This is a genomic window from Paenibacillus sp. MT86, from assembly GCF_058792535.1.
Genome location: NZ_CM179499.1, coordinates 6,242,155 through 6,262,500 on the forward strand (window position 1 = coordinate 6,242,155; position 20,346 = coordinate 6,262,500).

Consider the following 20,346-nt stretch of genomic DNA (forward strand, 5'->3'; position numbering starts at 1 on the left):
TTGAACTCGCACTTTAAGCCAAATATTCGAATAATATCGTTTTGTCCGCCTGCTGAAGGGAAACTCTCAGCCGGTCTCCGTTCTTCAGCTCCGTCCCGTTCGTTGCATCCAGAGCCCGTCCGGACTTCTCGATGACGGCTGAAGAAAGGTTCTTAAGTATGAGGCGGTCGTTCTTGCCCGGCATGAACAGGATTTTCTCCGTTTCCTTGAGCTCCGGAGCAAGCTGCAGAAGCTGATGCAGATTGAACTTCCCTTTGAAGGAAGTCAGCTTCTTGTATTGCGGGGACGTCTTCTCCCCGGTATTCTCATCCCTGATCTCAATCACGATTTGGCCGACAAAGCCCCTGTTCGCTTTCTTTATCGCGCCGAGAATGAAATAAGCTGCCGCTCCGACAATGAGCAGCGCCGCGCTGCCAATGATTACGGGCCATAATGGAAAAGGTTTCGCATCCTCGCCCGCGGTCATCTCCTTCCCGCCATTGCCGGAGCCGGAGGCTGCCGCTTTCGCGCTAATCTTCACAGGCGGGCTTTCACGGTAGAAGCTCTGCTCCTCCGCACGCACCCTCAGCTCGTAGTCATGCTTCTGCGGAATCTTGTAATCCCCTACAAAGCTGCCTTCTTTGTTCTCTAGTTCGACTTCCGACTCGTCCCCGGTGTCCAGGTCCTTGATCAACAGCTTGGCCGTCATATTGCCGTACTGTTCTTGGTCCTGCAGCTTCTGTCCATTGCTGACGAGGTACGCGTTAATGTCAATCGTATCCCCTGCCTTTACCTTGGAAGACGGCGGAGGATCCATAGCCAGCTCCAGATCGTAGTTGAACACGAGGTTGATGTCGATTTTGTCCTTCGATACGCCCTTCACCTGCAGCTTCCAGTCGCCTTGCTGCGGCTTCAGCAGCTTGAGCAGCGAATAGGAATTGGACGTGGAGCGCAGCACACTAGCCGATGGAATGCTCTGCTCGGCACCGGCGGGATCTACCAGCTTCACGTCCACCGGGCTAGAGGACATAATGGAAATATTCGCCTCCAACACGTTGGCATTCGGCACGCGGACCGTAACCTCCTGATAGCTTCCGTTGCCGGTAATCGACTGTACCGGAACGATCTTGAGCTGCTGGTGGCTGGCAAAAATCTCGCTTAATATTTGCGGAAGGTCATCCGCCGAACTGGTCGTAAAGGATTTGCCCCCCGTTTGGTTGGCTAGTTCAGCCAGCGTTTCTTTGTTCAGCTTCCCGTCGGCATTGAGTCCGATCGTATAAATCGGAATACCGCTTCCCTTGGCCTCCTTGACGGCTTGGTTCAACTGCTCTGACGCTTCCTTGCTCGTCCTGCCCGTATTCGGATCCAGATCATTGTTACCGTCGGCCAAAACAACGATCATCGGCGCATGAGCCGGGTCCATCCCCTGCTTCAGCACCTTCACGGCTTCATCGAGACCGACGGACATATCGGTGTACGGTCCGCGATCCAGCTGATCGATAAATTCCTTCAGCGCGGTTTTGTCCGCCTCCGACTGAATTTCAAGCAAGGCTTTCTCCCGCTGAATCCGGTCGGTATAGGAAACGATGCCGACCTTGTCGCCGGTTGTCGCCAGCATGTCGATGAACATCTTCATCGCTTCGCCGCTAATCCGCTCCGGATCGCTATTTTTCATCGAATTGCTGGCGTCCATCACCAGTACGGCATCGATGTTGGAGCCTTGGGAGGCAGCCTCTGCCTTAGGCAAGGCTCCTCCGCTCCAGGTCATGATCAGCAGCACCGCTGCCATCAGAGAGAGCAGCCATTTATTTTTACGTTGCATAGATTTACTCCTTCATCCATTTAGTCGAGCATCGGCGGATGTCTCGGTTCGTTCGTCAGAGACTAGTCTAACTGTAGGCAAAAAGTCTTAAAATCACATGAAAGGAAGCTTAAAATAATAATCGCAAATATCCATATTCCTACTGTGTTTATATAGAAAATACCACGCCAGTCACTAAAATATCCCAGCACTATGTCCATATGATATAATTATACCTGCCAAAGTTCAACATCATCAGTCGCGCCACCCGGACTTAGGACACAAGGCTCACCCTCTATTTTTGAACCAATTTCGATACCGAAAGGAACCGACATATGATTACATACGGATGTCTCGGGATTTTGTTTCTTTTTGTCATCATCAAGATCACGGCCTATTCCAAGCGTAAGAAGAACGCCCCGACGCCGGAGCAGCTGCAGCAGACTCTGCTTGAAGCGGCGAACTCCAAGAGGGAACAGCATGGATAAGAAAAAGCCGGTGCAACTTCGCCCCTATGCTAAAACGAGATATGTCTACCAAAAGTTAAGGATTTGCAAACATTGCCACAATTTCACGATTCTTTGGGAGGACAGCTGCGCTTACTGCAAACGCCAGTCCCTGGTCCCCGTTATGGAATTTGCAGGGAGCATGGCCAAACGTTCCATGCAGAGCGACCGGCTTCTATTCTACATTATAGGACTCTCTGCCGTGCTTCTCGGTCAGACCTTCTTGCAGATCGCGATCGCCTTTGCCTGCATGCTGATCCTGCTTGTATGGTTATGGCTGATCCAGCGGCGAATGCTGCATACCGAGACCCTGCACGCTCTGGACAAGCTTATAAGAAGTCATCGAGAACAGATTCTGGATGGCCTCGATCTGAACAAAGCGACGGCCTCCGCCGCCATCAAGGAAGATGCTCAGCTGGGCTTTGAGATCGTCAGGGAAATTGCTTCCTTGGTTCGGAGTGACCGGATCCGCCTGCAGCAGATCGTCCTTCTGCAAAGCTTCAGCCTCCGGAAGGATATGGATCTTGAACTCGAGCCCCTGCTTCTGGACGAGTTTGATCCGGACCTGGCCGCCTATATCGGGGAAATCGCCAAAATTAAACGCGAGCTGATCAACAGCAAAGCCATTCGGTACCTGCTCGATCATGAAGCTGACATTTTACGGATGGAGCATGGCAGGCAGATTATGATCGACGCTGCCGGAGCAGCGGTACGGAAGAAAAAATATATCGATACGTTTCCTGATTTCATTAGCCGCTATGCGGATGGATTGCCAAGGTACCGCTTCCTCCGCTTGTATCAGATCGTGCGCCGCAATCCCGGCTTGTCGTGGAACGGCCTTCGGGATCGGGTATCGGCGATTTATAATGAACATTACCGCTCGGACCCTGATTTTCAAAAATGGGATTAGAGGGGCTATACCGTTATGACGATGAAAAACACGCTAACCCTGCGAAATTTGTATCTTTTTTTATGTATCGTCCTTCTGCTGCTGATCGGGTATAAGGGAATTCACATCTATCAAAAAATCGAGGCGATGGCGCAAGCCGAGTCGTTGTATGCCCAGGAAAGGCTCGTTCAGGCAGAAGAGTGGTATCAGAAGGCCCGGAATAACCGTTCCCTTCTATATAAAGAAGATCTGCTTGCTTCAAGGCTGCAAGAGCTTGGGCCCATTACGTCCATGAAGGAAAGTCTTTCCTCTCTTGATCATCGATTGAGCCAGATCGGGGAGGCCGGAGATTTCTCCGGCTTCATGAACGTATATGCCGAATTGCTTGAGGCGGAGAAGAAGTTCTCGGAACAACAGGGATCCCACGCCTCGTATTACGACGAAATTGCGTCGTTCTATGGCATACCCGATGATGTGAAACGGACATTCCTGCAATTCATCGATTTGTTTACGCGCAGGGCCGATGAGCTGCTTGAAGAGCAGCAGTACGAGGATAACAGCTTTAAATGGAATCTGCTTCGCATTCCGGATTCTTTCTACGGCAGCGAGAAACAGAAGGATGAGAAGCTGCTCCGCCTGTTCCAGCGGTACGACGAGATGGTTTTGACCCGCCTGGCAGGGGCCGGGCAGTATGCCGACCTGTTGAATTGGTCGCAATCCATGGGTTCCGAGTATGCCAGCCGGTCGATATCGGCTGCATGGTTGAATCGAAAGGCCGATGAACTTGTGTATGCCATGCTGCAAAGGGATGTGCAGCGGGAACAACCGGCCGTTTTTGCAGCTCACGCCTCAGGCTACAGAAAGTACCTGGAACGGAACGAGCGGAAGAACGCGGAGATCATGGCGTATATTCAGAATGAGATCAACCGCTGGGTCGCAGCGGCCGATAGGATGGTACAAAGCCAGAACTACGAGGAAGCGATCGCACTCTATGCGGCCTTGTCGGGGTACCAGGATATGAGCGGTAAACGGCAAGCTGCCGAATTGGCCTGGACGATCCACGATCCGATTCGTTTGTTCCACATGGCCGGTCTGAAAGGCAGCTTCAGCTACGTCAGCGGAGGCGGCAATCGTTTCGGAGGATTGGCCTATGCCATAGGGGTCGACGAGGGGAACATCATCTACTTAGCGGTCTTGAATGCCGATGAATCGGTGCAATTATTCCAAAACCACGATTACCCGTCCGATGTCGCGATCCATGAGGTTTCAGTCGAGGAATCGCTTAGCACCGAGAAGAAGCCGGTCATCCTTGTGGAGGGCTCTGCGGGAACTGACTTGGTATTCTATTCAGCCTATGAAGCCAGAGATTCTAATCTGACGCCGCTGTTCCAATTTACGGCCGAAGGCTACCAGGTGCTGCCGGACAAATCTTTGCTGGTCACGAATTTGGAAGGAGTCAGTCCGGACGAGATCGCCATCTTTGAGCGTCAAGGAGACCAATACGGATTCACTGGGTATCAGGTTCAATATACCGACATCGATATCGCTAATATCGAGGGTTATCCGAATGAGAAAGTACGCTTCTCTGTCCATATCCCGCAAGGCGGCTATGGCGAAGTCATTGCCGAACGTGATGGATACTATATCGTCTTAAGGGGAGACTTGGATTTCCCTGCGGGGAGCCCGACGCTAATCGGAACGTTCAATGGTGAGTATCAGCAGCTGGAGATCCCGGTAAGCAGTCAACCACCTGCGTCTCCGGACCCTGCTGAGCCGGAGACCGGACAAGTTGACGGAGATCGCCTGGATGAAACTGAGAATCCAAGCGATCCCGTCACTTCCGAGGAGATCAATCCGGATGATGTTCAACAAGACCATAGCGAAAGCAGTGAAAGCGCCGCATCCGGTCAGATCACGAAGGTGCCTGTCATTCATGTGGAATCGATCGAGTAAGTTATTGAATCTTTAATCACTTTAATATCTTGAATCCTTCTGAACATGACAAAAGGCTTCGCCCCTAATCACCAGGGGCGAAGCCTTTTCATTAATAAATTCAAGCGATATGAATCCTAAATTTCATTAACAGAACAACTAGAGCAGACCAAGACCACCAATCTTAATTGCCCGCTCCTGCCTTACTCCACCGTCACGCTCTTCGCCAGGTTGCGCGGCTTATCCACGTCGTTGCCACGGGCAAGCGATGCGTAGTAGGCAAGCAGCTGCAGCGGTACGACAGACAAAGCTGCCGTCAAGATCGGCAAGGTCTTCGGAATGGCGAAGGCTTGATCCACGGATTTCAGCAGGCCGGCCACATGCTCTTCATGCGTAATGGCCATCACTTCCGCGCCGCGGGCCTTTACTTCCTTGATATTGCTCACCGTTTTTTCAAGTACGGTTTCTTGGGTTGCCAAGGCAATGACCGGAATTCCCTCTTCAATCAGGGCAAGCGTACCGTGCTTCAGTTCGCCGGCAGCATAAGCCTCGGAGTGAATGTAAGAGATCTCCTTCAGCTTGAGGGAGCCCTCCTGAGCCACGGCGTAGTCTTGACCGCGGCCGATGAAGAACAGGTTCTCATGCTCAGCAATCTGCTCCGCATATCCCTTGATCGATTCCGCGTTGGTCAGCATGGACTCTACCTGTTCAGGCAGTGCTTCCATTGCTGCAATCACTTCAGCAACGGCGTCTTCTGTCATCGTACCGCGCACTTGAGCCAGGTACAGACCAAACAGATAGAACGCAATCAACTGCGAGGTGTAAGCCTTCGTGGAGGCTACGGCAATCTCCGGACCAGCCAGGGTGCCAAGCACATCGTTGGCTTCTCGGGCAATCGAGCTGCCCACAACGTTCGTGATGGCCAGAACATGAGCGCCATGGCTTTGCGCTTCACGAAGCGCAGCCAAGGTATCTGCCGTCTCGCCGGATTGGCTCACTACGATGACAAGGGTCTCCGGCGTGACGATCGGCGAGCGGTAACGGTACTCGGACGCCACGTCATTTTCGACCGGAATGCGCACCATCTCTTCGATCACGCTGCGTCCCACCAGCCCGGCATGGTAAGCCGTACCGCAGGCGACGATCTGAACATTGCGAATGTTCTTGATCTGTTCCTGTGTCAGCTTCAGCTCAGGCAGAACGACTTTACGTCCGCTCTCATCCACACGGCCCAGCATCGTATCCCGGTATGCTTTTGGCTGTTCGTGGATCTCCTTCAGCATGAAGTGATCGAATCCGCCTTTTTCCGCTGTAACGGCATCCCAGTCGACACGAATCATTTCCCGAGAAATAAAGTTCCCCTCAATGGTCATTAATTCGACAGCATCTGCCGTCAGCAGAGCCATCTCTCCATCGTTGAGAATATAAACGTTACGCGTATATTTCAAAATAGCCGGAATATCAGAACCGATGAAGTTCTCCCCTTCGCCAAGACCGATAATAAGCGGGCTTGCTTGACGCACAGCCACCAATCGATCCGGCTCATACTCGGTCAATACGCCAAGGGCAAATGCGCCTCTCATGTAAGAGATCGCCTTCTGCACAGCCTTAACGATATCTCCGTCATATTCTCGCGCAATGAGATGGGAAATAACTTCCGTATCGGTCTCCGAAGCAAACTGGTGTCCTTGGCTGATCAGCTCTTCCTTCAGCTCCAGATAGTTCTCAACGATTCCGTTATGAACAACGGAAAACTTCTGGCTTTCGTCCGTATGCGGATGCGAATTCACGTCCGATGGACGGCCATGGGTTGCCCAGCGGGTATGACCGATACCTGCGGTCCCTACCAGTGGTGCAGACTCCAGTCGCTCCTCCAGATTGGCAAGACGTCCTTGTGCCTTCGCAACGCGCAGGCCTTCATTCGTAAAGACGGCAATCCCTGCTGAATCGTATCCACGATACTCAAGCTTTCTCAATCCCTCGATCAACACCGCTTGCGTTTTCTGATTTCCAATATATCCGACAATACCACACATATTATGATTCCTCCGTTCGATTTCCCAATAATAGTTAGGCGGAAATAGAACACGGCAGCATCTGTGCGGCATCAGGAAAGAAGAATGATCTATTCAATTATCAACGTTCAAGAAACTCAGCAATTCGTTAGGCTGTTTAGTTGAACAGACATGAATGCACTCTTCTTCCACCGCGCTGTCGCATTCTAGATCGCACATTCATGTTTTGTATATAAGTGATGAATAAGCATCTGCGAATACGTTGTAAGAACGGTCGCCCATCCCTTTTCCGTTATCCGCTTACGGTTGATGCATAACCGAGAGGTCCCCGCCGAATAATCCGAACACCTCTACCTCGTCAACTTGCGTTCTGCCGTTTGGTTATCCTTAGCATGGCTATAACCAATCCCCGCGCAGGTACAAGCTCTGGCGCTTATGAAGCTTGAAGTAACCTCACGATCCTCGCTTTCTATTCTTGAATGACATCCTTTATTATATTCATGCCATATCGCTTTGGCAACTCGGCTGGTTCCTGACAATGCCAAGCCCTACCTTGGATTAACCCCATGAATGACACCGAATGGCCTATTTTCACAAGCGATGCCGAACAAGCACCTCTTTGCAGGCAGGACAGGGGGTGTTGCGCTTTCATTCGACCGGCATTCTGGAAAACAGCGGGCCAGTGAACCGAAACTTCATAGTTCACTGGCCCTGACAGAAATTAGTCTGCTTTCCTTGAAAAATACACCCTTAGTCTTACGCCAATTCCCGCTTCACCACGTCTGCAATCTGTGTTACATAACGGTCAAGCTCATCTTTGTCCGGGCCTTCCGCCATGACGCGAATGAGGGATTCCGTTCCCGATGGGCGCACCAGGACACGACCGTTATCCCCCAGAATGCCTTCAACCTCAGCAATCGCAGACTCGATAACGGTATTGCCTTGGTACTTGCTCTTATCGCCAACGCGGACATTAACGAGTACTTGCGGATACTTGCGCATGCTGCTCTTCAGCTCATGCAGCGGCTTGCCGGAGGCTACCAGCGTATCCACCAATTGAATCCCGGTCAGAATGCCGTCTCCTGTGGTGTTGTGGTCCAGGAAAATGACATGTCCCGATTGCTCGCCGCCCAGGTTGTATCCGCCGCGGCGCATTTCTTCCATGACGTAGCGGTCGCCGACTGCCGTTTTTGCCGTCTTCAGCTTCAGGCTGTCGCATGCTTTATAGAAACCGATGTTGCTCATCACGGTCGAAACGATCGTACCTTCCTTCAGCTTGCCGGCACGGTTCATGGCATCCCCGCAAATGCACAGGATGAAATCGCCGTCCACTTCCTCGCCTTTAGCATCGATGGCAATCAGGCGATCCGCATCTCCGTCAAAAGCCAGTCCGAGGTCAGCGCCATGCTGGAGTACGGCCTCGACGAGTTTCTCCGGGTGAGTCGATCCGCAGTGATCATTGATATTCAGGCCATTCGGCTCAGCGCCGATGGTGATCACATCCGCACCCAATTCACGGAACAGCTTCGGAGCGAGCTCATACGCAGCCCCGTTTGCACAGTCCAGCACGATTTTCAGGCCGTCGAACCGGTTGCTGATCGTCGTTTTCAAATATTCCAGGTATTTATACTTAGATTCGTTATCTACCAGCAATTCACCTAAATCAGCCCCGATCGGTCGCGGCAGTTTGTCGGTTTCCGCATCCATCAGCTCTTCAATCTTGAGCTCGGTTTCATCGGACAGCTTGAAACCGTCGCCACCGAAGAACTTGATGCCGTTATCCTGCACCGGGTTATGCGAAGCCGAGATCATAACGCCCGCATCAGCCTTCAAAAGTCTTGTAATATAAGCCACCGCCGGCGTACTTACGACGCCAAGGCGAATGACGTGTGCGCCAATGGACAGCAGGCCTGCAACCAGAGCCGACTCCAGCATTGCGCCGGATACCCGGGTATCCATCCCGATGATAACGGTTGGCTTCTCTTTATCGCCCGTAAGCACATAGCCGCCGCAGCGGCCGATGCTGTAAGCCATTTCCGCCGTCAATTCTTGATTCGCAACCCCTCTTACTCCATCTGTACCAAAATATTTCCCCATGTTTTATATACTCCTTTATCTACTCTTCGATATTATCCATCATTCGATGTTTCTGTACCCGTTGTTCCATCGCTTGATCCGTCTCCCGGCGGATGTGATGGGTTTTCTCCTGACCCGGAGTTATCCGTGCCCTCATTCGCGGGAGGCGTCTCCGGATCCTCCCCTTGATCATTGCCCGTCCCTGTTCCAGTTCCGGTGCCCGTTCCCGTCCCCGGTACATCAGGCTTGTCTTTGTCGGTTCCCTCGTTGTTCGAAGTACCCGGGTTCGTTGTCACGGGTTTCGAATTATCCTTGAGCTCTATCTTTATCACAGGGCGATCCTGATCCGTGCGGTTGATGAAATTAGGCAGCGTAATCTGCAGCGGAATTTCATGGACGCCGGCTTTCAAGCCGGTCGCGTTCGCTTCAGCTCCAATATCCGTCGGCTCCAGACTATTAAGCAAGTCAGGCGCACCGGTGAGCGTCAACGAGATCGTCTTCGTCTTTGGATCCGTAATGACGGCATCCAGGCCGGAGGCGACACCTTTTAACGTGATCGGAATGCCGGTAATCTCCCGTTCTCCATGCGATACAGCCGTAACTTCAACCGTTACAGAGCTCGGCTCGATTTTCTCAAAACCTTCAGGCGGCGTCAAGTCGGCCGTAAGCACTGTTGTTCCCGAATTTCTAACTTCTCCCAGATTGATGGCGGCTTCGATATAGGTCTCAGCTCCTGCCAGTACCTCTTTGCTGCCGAACAGCTTCACTTCTTTGACCTTCTGTTCTACCTTGGATAAGACAAACCCTTCCGGCAGCCTTCCGGTATATTGAAGCTCCAGCGGCAGGGTGACAAATGCAGGCTCAATCGGTACTTCAGCCGCTACCGTAGCAGGCTCAATGACCGCATCCTCCATTTCGGCGCCTTCTTTATCATATGCTGTTAGCTTGACTCGTTTCTCCGTAATCTTCTCTTTGGCTCCATCAAGCTCCACGTTACCTTTGACCTGCCCTAAATTTGCCATCGACGATTCCGGCAGGGTAACCGTGACTTGCCTTGGGTCAATCAGCACGGGCGTTCCGGCCCGGTAATCTTTAGCAGGCTCGCCCTTCGTGCCAATACTTACCGTCACGGATTTCGACACTCTCGGCTCTACAGTCACCGTAACAACGGATGGTTCCATCGATACCATCTCCACGCCGCTTGGGATGGAGTAGGTCAGGGGAAGTGTGTGCGTTCCCGGTTCTTTGACGTTGCTCAGATCGAGCTTTACTTTATATTCGTCGGTCAAAAGCGAAATATTGGATTTCTTCCCCCGCACCTCGAGATTCACGCGATCTTGATCAATGCCGGTTAGCACATATTCGCCGTCATCAAATCCATAGGTTTGAATCTTAACGCCTTCAATGATCTTGGTATCATAAAAGGTCGTGGGCGGTGCGGGCGTGCCGCTGTCCATATGAACCATTGCCCATAACAGAATGCTGACAGCGAGTGCAATGAGTTTGCTTGCCGTGTTGTTCTTGATCCATTTATCCATTGCTGCCGTCCCCCTTCCGTTTCCAGAAGAACGTGCGTTTCTCCTTGATGGACGCGGCAGGTCTGAGCTCCTCATACAATTTCGATATCAGAGACTCTTCCTTAATATCCCGAACCACTTGTCCATTTAAGGCCAGCGATACTTGCCCGGTCTCCTCGGATACGACAACCGAAATCGCATCCCCCACTTCACTGATTCCGATAGCGGCACGGTGCCGCGTCCCCAGTTCCTTACTGATGAAAGGATTCTCCGATAGCGGTAAATAACAGCCAGCGGCCGCGATTTGGCCGTTCTGAATAATGACGGCTCCGTCATGGAGAGGCGTATTCGGTATAAAAATGTTGATGAACAATTCCGAGCTGATCACCGATCCCATCGGAATTCCCGATTCTACGTATTCATTCAGGCCTGTCGTCCGCTCAAACACGATCAGCGCCCCGATTTTGCGCCGCGACAAATAATTAACCGCCTTAATGGTTTCGCTGATTAACTTATTCGTTTCCTCGTCAATATCCGCGGTCCGCCCGAAGAGCTTGCCTCGGCCGAGCTGCTCCAGACCGCGTCTGAGCTCAGGCTGGAAGATAATAAAGATCGCCAGCACCCCAAAGGTAAAGATCTGGTTCATCAGCCACTTGAGCGTATACAGATCAAACCAGGTGCTCAGCGCCCAGATGACCACCAGCACCAAAATTCCTTTGAGCAGCTGGACCGCCCGCGTGCCGCGGACGAGCAGAATCATCTGGTATATTATATAAGTAACGATAAGGATATCGATGATATCTTTAATGGATTCACCCCAGGTCATATCTGTGAAATACTCCACCATACAGCAACCCCCGTCATTTCCTTTAAGTGCGGGCCCAAAAAATCCGGTTCCTTCGAAGATGAACGCCCTGGTTTGAAACCGAGCCTGCTTTCCATCATCCTTCTAATCACGCGGAGATTCTTGAACATCCTCTTTAATAACGCATGAGACTATATATGTAGTATGTACTCTACACTCTCTAGGTTATAACGTTAATCTTTCCGATGCAAGCGGACTCCCTCCGCTTTCCATGCAAATCCGCATAAAATCAACAAAAGAAGCGCCGTCTTTTCACTGAAAAGAGGCGCCTTTGCTTCGTAATTGCGGTTTTCACCTAGCGGTAAGCGGCATCTGTAAACAGAGTGGAGATCTTATACCATATCCAATCCATGGCTCTATCTATATCCTTCACTTGACCCGCTATATGCGCGGTGGAAGCCTGAAATAATTCTCCGTCGATAACGGTCACATTGCCAATAACCTGACCGTAAACCTTAGTCTTTCCGTTCTCGACCGTAATATCTCCCGTGATGATCTGATCCGGTGGAATAATGACCGTATCCCCTTCAATCACCAGCTTTTCGAATTCATCGCTCTTTACAACCAGCTGAGTGTCCTGACTCCAGAAACTGATCGTGCTAAAGAGCATGACGACCAAAAACAAAGCTGCAGCCGTGAGCGCAGGATGATTCTTAACCCATTTGACCCAAGCTTTTTGTTTCTTGGGCTGCGGCAGCATGCCCATTATACGTTCCGTTAAATCATCGGATGGCTTGGTCGCATGATGAGTTAAGGAAAAAAGAAGCATATCGGTATGCTCCAGCTTCTCGAAGTAATTCCGACAGTCAGCACAATCCAGCAAATGCGTCTGCAATTCTAGCTGCTGCGGGTCGGACAAGTCATTATCCAGATAATCATGCATCAAAGAGACGGCTAATTTGCAATCCATTTGTGAGCCAATCCTTTCATTCAATCTCTTTGCTGGGTCTATCCCCCTAGGGGCATAAGACTTGCTTATTGTTCATACGTGCCGGAATCGGGGATGTTTCAACTTTTTTAAAAGAAAATCAGAAAAAATTACGGGCACTGACTCTCTGATTTCCGCAAGAAAAAAAGCGCCCTTAAACGCGGTCTCTCTTCCTCAAAGAACGGCGATAGGCGTTTTTTCCTCACAATTTGTACTCTAATTTTTTCCGCAAAAATTCGCGTCCACGATGTACACGCGTTTTGATCGTTGTTACAGGCAGGTCCAAAATCTCGCTGATCTCTTGCAGGGATAAATCCTGGATGTACCTTAAAATCATAATGGTCTTGTACTTGGCAGGAAGTCCGTCAATGGCCTGATGGATAATGCGCTGCGTTTCCGATAGCAGCATCTCGCTCTCAGGCGTACGGTTATCGCTTGGGATCAGGGAGTAGCCGTCCATCCCTTCGCTTTCGTTCAGGTCGGCGTCCAACGAGAAAGAAGGCTTGCGCTTGCGCAGCCGATCAATGCTAAGATTCGTGCCAATTCGGTATATCCAAGTTGAGAACTTCTGGTTCTCGTCATATCGGTCAAGGTTCTTGTAAACACGCAAAAAAGTCTCTTGTACGACATCCTCGGCCTCATGGCGGTTGCTCAGCATCCGGTAAGCCAAATGAAAAATCTTGTCTTTATAAAGCTCTACGATTTCGGCAAATGCCCTTTGGTCCCCTTTTCGGGCCAGCTTTGCCAGTCTTACATCCAAATTGTCCACCATAATTCCCCCAGAATGGTCTGATGGGTAACGTCTAAAAACGCATCATTCAAATCGTAATTCAACTGTTTCTAAAAATCAACAATAATTCAAAAAGAATCCCATTCGTGTATCAAAGACAATTCACCTGCAACCGATACATTAATCATTAGGACGCAAGCTGCGCATAGATGAAAAAAACGAGGTCCCTCTAGGGAACCTCGCCTTATACTATCCCTTTCAAACAGCTTTAGCTTCTGCAGGGATCAGCCTGTATTGCGAAGCCCGGCGGCAATGCCGTTGATGGTCAGCAGTACTTCCCGAAGCAGATCCGGATCATCCTGCTCCTGCTCCCTTAGTTCACGCAGCTCGTTAAGCAGTTGAACCTGCAGATAGCTGAGCGGATCCACGTAAGGGTTGCGAAGTCTTATCGATTCCTGCAGAACCGGCTGGTTATCCAGAATATCCTGTTGTCCTGTAATCTTGAGAACCAGCTCTTTCGTCAATTTGAATTCTTCCTGAATCAGACCGAAGATGCGCTCGCGTGCTTGATCATCCTTCGTCATCAAGGAATACTCCTTGGCGATGATCAGATCTGCCTTGGCAAGTGCCATCTGAAGGGTATCGATCAGGGACGTAAAGAACGGATAGCTCGTGTACATCTGTTGAAGCACCTTCATGTTCTCTTCCTTGCCTTGGTAGAAGCTCTGTAAGCCCGTACCAGCCGCGTACCATGCCGGAAGCAGGTAACGGCTCTGCGTCCATGCAAACACCCAAGGAATGGCTCTCAGGTCCTCGAAACGGTCGCTGTTCTTGCGCTTGGAAGGCCGGGAACCAATATTCAGCTCGCCCACCTCAGGAAGCGGCGTGGATTCCTTGAAGAAAGTAAGGAAATCCGGATCGCGGAATATCAGATCTTGATATTTTTTCTGAGAAACGGCCGAAATGCTGGAGGAAATCACTTCCCACTCTTTTTCGGTCGATTCTTTTTCAGGATAACGGGCATTCAGGGAAGCCGTAATTAATGCTGAGGTCGCCTGATCCAAGCTACGGTAGGCAATGCCCTTCAAGGAGTAACGGGAAGAAATAACCTCGCCCTGCTCCGTAATTTTGATGCCGCCTGCAATGGTCGATGCCGGCTGAGCCAAAATGCTGCGGTTCAGAGGCATACCGCCGCGTCCGAGCGATCCGCCGCGTCCATGGAAGTATTTTACCTTGATGCCGAATTCATTGGCTACGGCCGTAATCTCTTTGAGTGCTACCTGGAGTTCCCAGTTCGCCGTAATGGCTCCGCCGTCCTTGTTGCTGTCAGAGTAGCCCAGCATGATCTCCTGCAGTTCGTTCATGGCGCTCACCGCTTCACGGTAGATCGGCAGGCTGAAGAGCTTGCGCATGATATCCGGGGCGGCATGAAGATCGTCAATCGTCTCGAATAATGGCGCAGCCTGCAGCGTAGCGATTACGGAACCGTCGTTATCCTTCCGGAACAGCCCGACTTCTTTGGCAAATACCATCACTTCCAGAATGTCGCTTGCGCCCTCGGCCATACTGATCAAATAACTGGAGATGCATTTCACGCCGAATTCCTGCTGCGCACGGAAAACGGTACGGTATACTTCGAGGCATTCCTCGGTGCTGTCGCTATACTCCTGATAAGGCGTAGTCAACGGACGCGGATCGTTAAGCAAGTTATTGAGCAGTTCGATCTTCTCGTCTTCGCTCAATTGGGCGTAGTCCTGCGTCACGTTCATTTTCCGCAGAATTTCGGCCATGGCATTCTCATGCTCTTGGCTATGCTGTCTGATATCCAGCGTTGCGGTATGGAAACCAAACAACTCCGCCTGGCGAATCAGCTTTTGAATATAGGTGTCTGCAACATAGTCAGCAAAATGGAAACGCAGGCTTCGATCAATGATTTTCAAATCCTCGATGAATTCCTCAGGGGTCTGATAACGCTCGCCGCCCGTCATGTTCTCATCCAGAATGTGACTCATTTTAGCCAGCATATATACCAGTTTTACACGATAAGGCTCTTTCTCATTGTGCCAAATTTCCATCTTCTTCAGTGTTACATGCTCGCGGTCTTTTTCAATGGATTGAAGCAATTCATCCGAAACGTTAACGATTGACGAGCTGAAGCTCAGGTATTTCATGAATTCACGCAAAATCCGTTGGTATTCACGAATCGCCAGCTTCCGCTGCATTTCAAGCGTTCTCCACGTTACGTCCGCCGTCACTGAAGGATTTCCGTCCCGATCGCCACCGATCCACGAACCGAAACGCAAATAGGTTGGAACGTGCCAATGGTGACCCGGATAATATTTAGTTAGGCAGCGCTCCAGTTCTTGATAAACCTCTGGCAGAATGTGAAACAGGGTTTCGTGAAAATAATACATACCGTTTCTGACTTCATCCAAAACAGTAGGTTTACGGTCACGAAGCTCATCGGTTTGCCATAGCGTAATCACTTCATTCAGTAGTTTCTCCCGAAGCTGCTCCCGTTCGCGGAATGTCAGTGTCGGATTGTCCAGCTGCATCACATCGTCCGCTATCCGTTTATGGATATCCAGAATAGCCCGACGCATCGCTTCTGTTGGATGAGCGGTCATCACCAGCTCAAGGGATAGACTTTCGAGAATTTCTTGAACTTCTTCAAACGTAATATTGCGCTCTTTCAAATCCTGGACTGCACTTTCGATGGAACCTGGTTGAACACTTTCCCCGGCGGAACGCTCGTAATCGCGTTTACGCCGTATGCGATGATTCTGTTCGGCGATGTTAACCAATTGAAAGTAAATGGCAAACGCGCGAATCACCTGATGGCGAATGTCGGGTTCCAGCGTGCTGATGATCCTTTTGAAATCTGCAAACAATTCTGGCAAGAATACGGATCGCAACGATTTACTCGTTTCGCGAATTTTCTCAACTATATCTAAAAGCTCATTGCCTCCTTGATGGACAAGAACTTCTCCAAGAATATTGCCAAGGAACCGTACATCTCGCCGCAGCAGATTGTTGGAATTGCTTTTTGCGGTTACTGTAAGTTCAGTCATGCTACTCCTCCCATCTCAACCCGTTTCAGCAGTTTATCTATAGGACGTAACGCCTTCCTAACATCATACAATAAAAGCGAATGAAAATCTGCATTTTTCAGGCGAAAAAATTAGCCAAATCGACAAAACTCATGGTCATGTTATACCCATAGCCCACGGACATTAGTCCTATAAACCGTTGATATGACAGCATTCTTTATTGCATTAACACTTCGCAGGATAGTCGTATGAATATGTAAAAAAAACATCACACACGGTGATGTCCTGCTTATGTATGGAGCGGGTGATGGGAATCGAACCCACGCTACCAGCTTGGAAGGCTGGAGTTCTACCATTGAACTACACCCGCATATCAACCCACAAAAGTGACGTTATGCTTCAAAGCATATTCCGGTTACTTTTGCCGGGTCTCAATTGTTAAGCAAATCGGGATGACACGATTTGAACATGCGACCCCCTGGTCCCAAACCAGGTGCTCTACCAAGCTGAGCTACATCCCGATATTAATCTTTTTTGAAAAATGGCACGCCCTGAGAGATTCGAACTCCCGACCTTTTGATTCGTAGTCAAACGCTCTATCCAGCTGAGCTAAGGGCGCAAATGGAGCGGACGACGGGAATCGAACCCGCGACCCTCGCCTTGGCAAGGCGATGCTCTACCGCTGAGCCACGTCCGCATTAATGGTGCGCGTGGAGGGACTTGAACCCCCACGTCAAAGACGCTAGATCCTAAGTCTAGTGCGTCTGCCAATTCCGCCACACGCGCACAAGATGAAACAATGGTGAGCCATGAAGGACTCGAACCTTCGACACCCTGATTAAAAGTCAGGTGCTCTACCAACTGAGCTAATGGCTCGCATTTCAGGCCACCGAAAATACTCGGAATCACCTTCAAAGCGTAACTTTACTATTTGGAGTAAAGTGGCTGGGGATATAGGATTCGAACCTATGCATGACGGAGTCAAAGTCCGTTGCCTTACCGCTTGGCTAATCCCCAAAATCGTTGAGTTACTTCTATCTTGCCGATTCTCGTTAGAATCATGCATGAAATGGTGGAGGCTGAGGGGATCGAACCCCCGACCCTCTGCTTGTAAGGCAGATGCTCTCCCAGCTGAGCTAAGCCTCCGTATAAACTCATGGGGTTCTCATCCCCTGATGAAATAAAATAGTGGTGACCCGTAGGGGATTCGAACCCCTGTTACCTCCGTGAAAGGGAGGTGTCTTAACCCCTTGACCAACGGGCCACATTTTCATGATGCATGTCCAAACCAAAAGCGAATCTGGAGCTTCCAACCGGGATCGAACCGGTGACCTCATCCTTACCATGGATGCACTCTACCTACTGAGCTATGGAAGCAAGTGGCTCCCCGAACAGGACTCGAACCTGTGACAACTCGATTAACAGTCGAGTGCTCTACCAACTGAGCTATCAGGGAATATGTACCGCTTGGCGACGTCCTACTCTCCCGGGACCCTTCGGTCCAAGTACCATCGGCGCTGGAAGGCTTAACGGTCGTGTTCGGTATGGGAACGCGTGGAACCCTTCCGCCATCGCCACCAAACGGTTCAGATGTTTGATCACCTGAAAACTAGATACGAAACGATTTGCAGCACATTAGAATCCGTAGCATTCACCCGATGTGGTATCGGGGTCCCCGAAAAGTATTCGGCATCTGCTTCAAAGCTTTGCTTCACTTTTTGGGGTGTTTTTTGGATAAGCCCTCGACCGATTAGTATTGGTCAGCTCCATGCATTGCTGCACTTCCACCTCCAACCTATCTACCTCGTCGTCTTCAAGGGGTCTTACATACTGGGAAATCTCATCTTGAGGGGGGCTTCACGCTTAGATGCTTTCAGCGCTTATCCCGTCCGTACGTAGCTACCCAGCCATGCTCCTGGCGGAACAACTGGTGCACCAGCGGTACGTCCATCCCGGTCCTCTCGTACTAAGGACAGCTCCTCTCAAATTTCCTACGCCCACGACAGATAGGGACCGAACTGTCTCACGACGTTCTGAACCCAGCTCGCGTACCGCTTTAATGGGCGAACAGCCCAACCCTTGGGACCTACTTCAGCCCCAGGATGCGATGAGCCGACATCGAGGTGCCAAACCTCCCCGTCGATGTGGACTCTTGGGGGAGATAAGCCTGTTATCCCCAGGGTAGCTTTTATCCGTTGAGCGATGGCCCTTCCATGCGGTACCACCGGATCACTAAGCCCGACTTTCGTCCCTGCTCGACTTGTAGGTCTCGCAGTCAAGCTCCCTTATGCCTTTGCACTCTTCGAATGATTTCCAACCATTCTGAGGGAACCTTGGGGCGCCTCCGTTACTCTTTAGGAGGCGACCGCCCCAGTCAAACTGCCCGCCTGACACTGTCCCCGTACCGGATCACGGTACCAGGTTAGAACCTAGATACGATCAGGGTGGTATCCCAACGTCGCCTCCACACAAGCTGGCGCTCATGCTTCTAAGGCTCCCACCTATCCTGTACAGATCGTACCCAAATCCAATATCAAGCTGCAGTAAAGCTCCATGGGGTCTTTCCGTCTTGTCGCGGGTAACCTGCATCTTCACAGGTATTAAAATTTCACCGGATCTCTCGTTGAGACAGCGCCCAAGTCGTTACGCCATTCGTGCGGGTCAGAATTTACCTGACAAGGAATTTCGCTACCTTAGGACCGTTATAGTTACGGCCGCCGTTTACTGGGGCTTCGGTTCACAGCTTCGGATTGCTCCTAACCGCTCCCCTTAACCTTCCAGCACCGGGCAGGCGTCAGCCCGTATACTTCGCCTTACGGCTTCGCACAGACCTGTGTTTTTGCTAAACAGTCGCTTGGGCCTTTTCACTGCGGCCCCCTCGGGCTATTCACCCTACCGAGGCACCCCTTCTCCCGAAGTTACGGGGTCATTTTGCCGAGTTCCTTAACGAGAGTTCTTCCGCGCGCCTTAGAATTCTCTTCTCGCCTACCTGTGTCGGTTTGCGGTACGGGCACCTTCACCTGACTAGAGGCTTTTCTTGGCAGTGTGAGATCATGACCTTCGCTACTATAATTTTCACTCCCCATCACAGCCCAGCCTTATCGATGTGCGGATTTGCCTACACATCAGCCTCACTGCTTGGACGGACATCCATCAGTCCGCGTCACTACCCTCCTGCGTCACCCCATCGTTCATAACGGTTTACGGTGGTACAGGAATTTCAACCTGTTGTCCTTCGATTACGCCTTTCGGCCTCACCTTAGGTCCCGACTTACCCTGAGCGGACGAGCCTTCCTCAGGAAACCTTGGGCTTTCGGCGGATCAGATTCTCACTGATCTTTTCGTTACTCATACCGGCATTCTCACTTGTATGCTGTCCAGCGCTCCTTACGGTACACCTTCAACCTACATACAACGCTCCCCTACCCCTGAATCGACTTCACTCCGCCTTCGAAGTGTGTTTATCCCCTGAGAACATTTGGTCATCCTTGATTTCATCTCAAGTCTGACAAAAATGTTCATCTCAGTCTCACTACCTCAAAGAAGCAGTGAAGTCGATTCAAGCCATAGCTTCGGTGGTGTGTTTAGCCCCGTTACATTTTCGGCGCAGAGTCACTCGACCAGTGAGCTATTACGCACTCTTTAAATGGTGGCTGCTTCTAAGCCAACATCCTGGTTGTCTGTGCAACTCCACATCCTTTCCCACTTAACACACACTTGGGGACCTTAGCTGATGGTCTGGGCTGTTTCCCTTTTGACAATGGATCTTAGCACTCACTGTCTGACTCCCGGATATAAGTCTATGGCATTCGGAGTTTGACTGAGCTTGGTAACCCTTGCGGGCCCCGCACCCAATCAGTGCTCTACCTCCACGACTCTTCATTCCGAGGCTAGCCCTAAAGCTATTTCGGGGAGAACCAGCTATCTCCGAGTTCGATTGGAATTTCTCCGCTACCCCCACCTCATCCCCGCATTTTTCAACATACGTGGGTTCGGGCCTCCAGTGCGTGTTACCGCACCTTCACCCTGGACAGGGGTAGATCACACGGTTTCGGGTC

General features: G+C 50.8%; 11 protein-coding genes, 11 tRNA genes and 2 rRNA genes (1 of these 24 only partly in view). 3 read left to right on the plus strand and 21 right to left on the minus strand.

Annotation, left to right across the window (positions count from 1 at the left end; all coding sequences use genetic code 11):
• Positions 1 to 13: 13 nt before the first annotated feature.
• Positions 14 to 1,801 (minus strand): vWA domain-containing protein, encoded by a 1,788-nt coding sequence (locus AC3RCL_RS28475; protein WP_492533325.1) that lies wholly within the window; start codon positions 1,799 to 1,801, stop codon positions 14 to 16.
• Between the two features lie 314 nt (positions 1,802 to 2,115).
• On the opposite strand from AC3RCL_RS28475, the gene AC3RCL_RS28480 reads away from it, so the two are divergent.
• The 3 genes from AC3RCL_RS28480 to AC3RCL_RS28490 are packed head-to-tail and all read left to right on the plus strand — an operon-like array spanning position 2,116 to position 5,128.
• Positions 2,116 to 2,268, plus strand: coding sequence for a hypothetical protein (locus AC3RCL_RS28480; protein WP_009589533.1), 153 nt, complete (start codon positions 2,116 to 2,118; stop codon positions 2,266 to 2,268).
• On the plus strand, positions 2,261 to 3,196 hold the full coding sequence (locus tag AC3RCL_RS28485) for a hypothetical protein (protein ID WP_096776855.1): 936 nt from the start codon (positions 2,261 to 2,263) through the stop codon (positions 3,194 to 3,196). The genes AC3RCL_RS28480 and AC3RCL_RS28485 overlap by 8 nt, the downstream gene beginning before the upstream one ends.
• Before the next feature lie 15 nt (positions 3,197 to 3,211).
• Positions 3,212 to 5,128 carry a hypothetical protein gene (locus tag AC3RCL_RS28490; RefSeq protein WP_492533328.1) on the plus strand — a complete coding sequence of 639 codons (1,917 nt, stop codon included), beginning with the start codon at positions 3,212 to 3,214 and terminating at the stop codon, positions 5,126 to 5,128.
• 182 nt (positions 5,129 to 5,310) lie between these two features.
• Here AC3RCL_RS28490 and glmS read toward each other — a convergent pair whose 3' ends face one another.
• From glmS to AC3RCL_RS28590, 20 genes are all read right to left on the minus strand, one after another.
• Positions 5,311 to 7,143 carry a glutamine--fructose-6-phosphate transaminase (isomerizing) gene (gene glmS / locus AC3RCL_RS28495; protein ID WP_009589530.1) on the minus strand — a complete coding sequence of 611 codons (1,833 nt, stop codon included), beginning with the start codon at positions 7,141 to 7,143 and terminating at the stop codon, positions 5,311 to 5,313.
• Between the two features lie 735 nt (positions 7,144 to 7,878).
• Positions 7,879 to 9,219, minus strand: a complete 1,341-nt coding sequence (glmM, locus tag AC3RCL_RS28500; protein WP_492533330.1) for a phosphoglucosamine mutase — start codon at positions 9,217 to 9,219, stop codon at positions 7,879 to 7,881.
• Between the two features lie 32 nt (positions 9,220 to 9,251).
• Positions 9,252 to 10,736 carry a CdaR family protein gene (locus AC3RCL_RS28505; protein WP_096776853.1) on the minus strand — a complete coding sequence of 495 codons (1,485 nt, stop codon included), beginning with the start codon at positions 10,734 to 10,736 and terminating at the stop codon, positions 9,252 to 9,254.
• Positions 10,729 to 11,562 carry a diadenylate cyclase CdaA gene (gene cdaA / locus AC3RCL_RS28510; RefSeq protein ID WP_015737608.1) on the minus strand — a complete coding sequence of 278 codons (834 nt, stop codon included), beginning with the start codon at positions 11,560 to 11,562 and terminating at the stop codon, positions 10,729 to 10,731. The genes AC3RCL_RS28505 and cdaA overlap by 8 nt, the downstream gene beginning before the upstream one ends.
• Positions 11,563 to 11,875: 313 nt before the next feature.
• Entirely contained in the window at positions 11,876 to 12,490 is a 615-nt protein-coding gene (locus AC3RCL_RS28515) for a zf-HC2 domain-containing protein (RefSeq protein ID WP_492533333.1), read from the minus strand.
• A gap of 220 nt (positions 12,491 to 12,710) precedes the next feature.
• The gene (sigW, locus tag AC3RCL_RS28520; RefSeq protein ID WP_009589526.1) at positions 12,711 to 13,280 is read right to left on the minus strand and encodes an RNA polymerase sigma factor SigW; all 570 of its coding nucleotides are present in this window, start codon (positions 13,278 to 13,280) and stop codon (positions 12,711 to 12,713) included.
• A 242-nt stretch (positions 13,281 to 13,522) separates the two neighbouring features.
• Positions 13,523 to 16,309, minus strand: coding sequence for a phosphoenolpyruvate carboxylase (gene ppc / locus AC3RCL_RS28525; protein ID WP_015737611.1), 2,787 nt, complete (start codon positions 16,307 to 16,309; stop codon positions 13,523 to 13,525).
• 275 nt (positions 16,310 to 16,584) lie between these two features.
• Positions 16,585 to 16,658 (minus strand) — tRNA-Gly (locus tag AC3RCL_RS28530).
• A 77-nt stretch (positions 16,659 to 16,735) separates the two neighbouring features.
• Positions 16,736 to 16,809 (minus strand) — tRNA-Pro (locus AC3RCL_RS28535).
• Between the two features lie 21 nt (positions 16,810 to 16,830).
• A tRNA-Arg gene (locus tag AC3RCL_RS28540) sits at positions 16,831 to 16,907 on the minus strand.
• A gap of 3 nt (positions 16,908 to 16,910) precedes the next feature.
• Positions 16,911 to 16,985 (minus strand) — tRNA-Gly (locus AC3RCL_RS28545).
• Between the two features lie 5 nt (positions 16,986 to 16,990).
• A tRNA-Leu gene (locus AC3RCL_RS28550) sits at positions 16,991 to 17,074 on the minus strand.
• 14 nt (positions 17,075 to 17,088) lie between these two features.
• Positions 17,089 to 17,164 (minus strand) — tRNA-Lys (locus AC3RCL_RS28555).
• Positions 17,165 to 17,230: 66 nt separating this feature from the next.
• Positions 17,231 to 17,305, minus strand: a tRNA-Gln gene (locus AC3RCL_RS28560).
• Between the two features lie 53 nt (positions 17,306 to 17,358).
• Positions 17,359 to 17,434, minus strand: a tRNA-Val gene (locus tag AC3RCL_RS28565).
• 43 nt (positions 17,435 to 17,477) lie between these two features.
• A tRNA-Glu gene (locus AC3RCL_RS28570) sits at positions 17,478 to 17,552 on the minus strand.
• A gap of 37 nt (positions 17,553 to 17,589) precedes the next feature.
• A tRNA-Thr gene (locus tag AC3RCL_RS28575) sits at positions 17,590 to 17,665 on the minus strand.
• A 3-nt stretch (positions 17,666 to 17,668) separates the two neighbouring features.
• A tRNA-Asn gene (locus AC3RCL_RS28580) sits at positions 17,669 to 17,744 on the minus strand.
• A gap of 9 nt (positions 17,745 to 17,753) precedes the next feature.
• Positions 17,754 to 17,870, minus strand: a 5S ribosomal RNA gene (gene rrf / locus AC3RCL_RS28585).
• 148 nt (positions 17,871 to 18,018) lie between these two features.
• Positions 18,019 to 20,346, minus strand: a 23S ribosomal RNA gene (locus AC3RCL_RS28590); it runs 719 nt beyond the window's last position.

What these genes read in the sequence shown, in the direction of transcription:
- AC3RCL_RS28475 (WP_492533325.1), bottom strand. Translation starts at nt 1,801, where the DNA reads ATGCAACGTAAAAATAAATGGCTGCTCTCTCTGATGGCAGCGGTGCTG.
- AC3RCL_RS28480 (WP_009589533.1), top strand. Translation starts at nt 2,116, where the DNA reads ATGATTACATACGGATGTCTCGGGATTTTGTTTCTTTTTGTCATCATC.
- AC3RCL_RS28485 (WP_096776855.1), top strand. Translation starts at nt 2,261, where the DNA reads ATGGATAAGAAAAAGCCGGTGCAACTTCGCCCCTATGCTAAAACGAGA.
- AC3RCL_RS28490 (WP_492533328.1), top strand. Translation starts at nt 3,212, where the DNA reads ATGACGATGAAAAACACGCTAACCCTGCGAAATTTGTATCTTTTTTTA.
- glmS (WP_009589530.1), bottom strand. Translation starts at nt 7,143, where the DNA reads ATGTGTGGTATTGTCGGATATATTGGAAATCAGAAAACGCAAGCGGTG.
- glmM (WP_492533330.1), bottom strand. Translation starts at nt 9,219, where the DNA reads ATGGGGAAATATTTTGGTACAGATGGAGTAAGAGGGGTTGCGAATCAA.
- AC3RCL_RS28505 (WP_096776853.1), bottom strand. Translation starts at nt 10,736, where the DNA reads ATGGATAAATGGATCAAGAACAACACGGCAAGCAAACTCATTGCACTC.
- cdaA (WP_015737608.1), bottom strand. Translation starts at nt 11,562, where the DNA reads ATGGTGGAGTATTTCACAGATATGACCTGGGGTGAATCCATTAAAGAT.
- AC3RCL_RS28515 (WP_492533333.1), bottom strand. Translation starts at nt 12,490, where the DNA reads ATGGATTGCAAATTAGCCGTCTCTTTGATGCATGATTATCTGGATAAT.
- sigW (WP_009589526.1), bottom strand. Translation starts at nt 13,280, where the DNA reads ATGGTGGACAATTTGGATGTAAGACTGGCAAAGCTGGCCCGAAAAGGG.
- ppc (WP_015737611.1), bottom strand. Translation starts at nt 16,309, where the DNA reads ATGACTGAACTTACAGTAACCGCAAAAAGCAATTCCAACAATCTGCTG.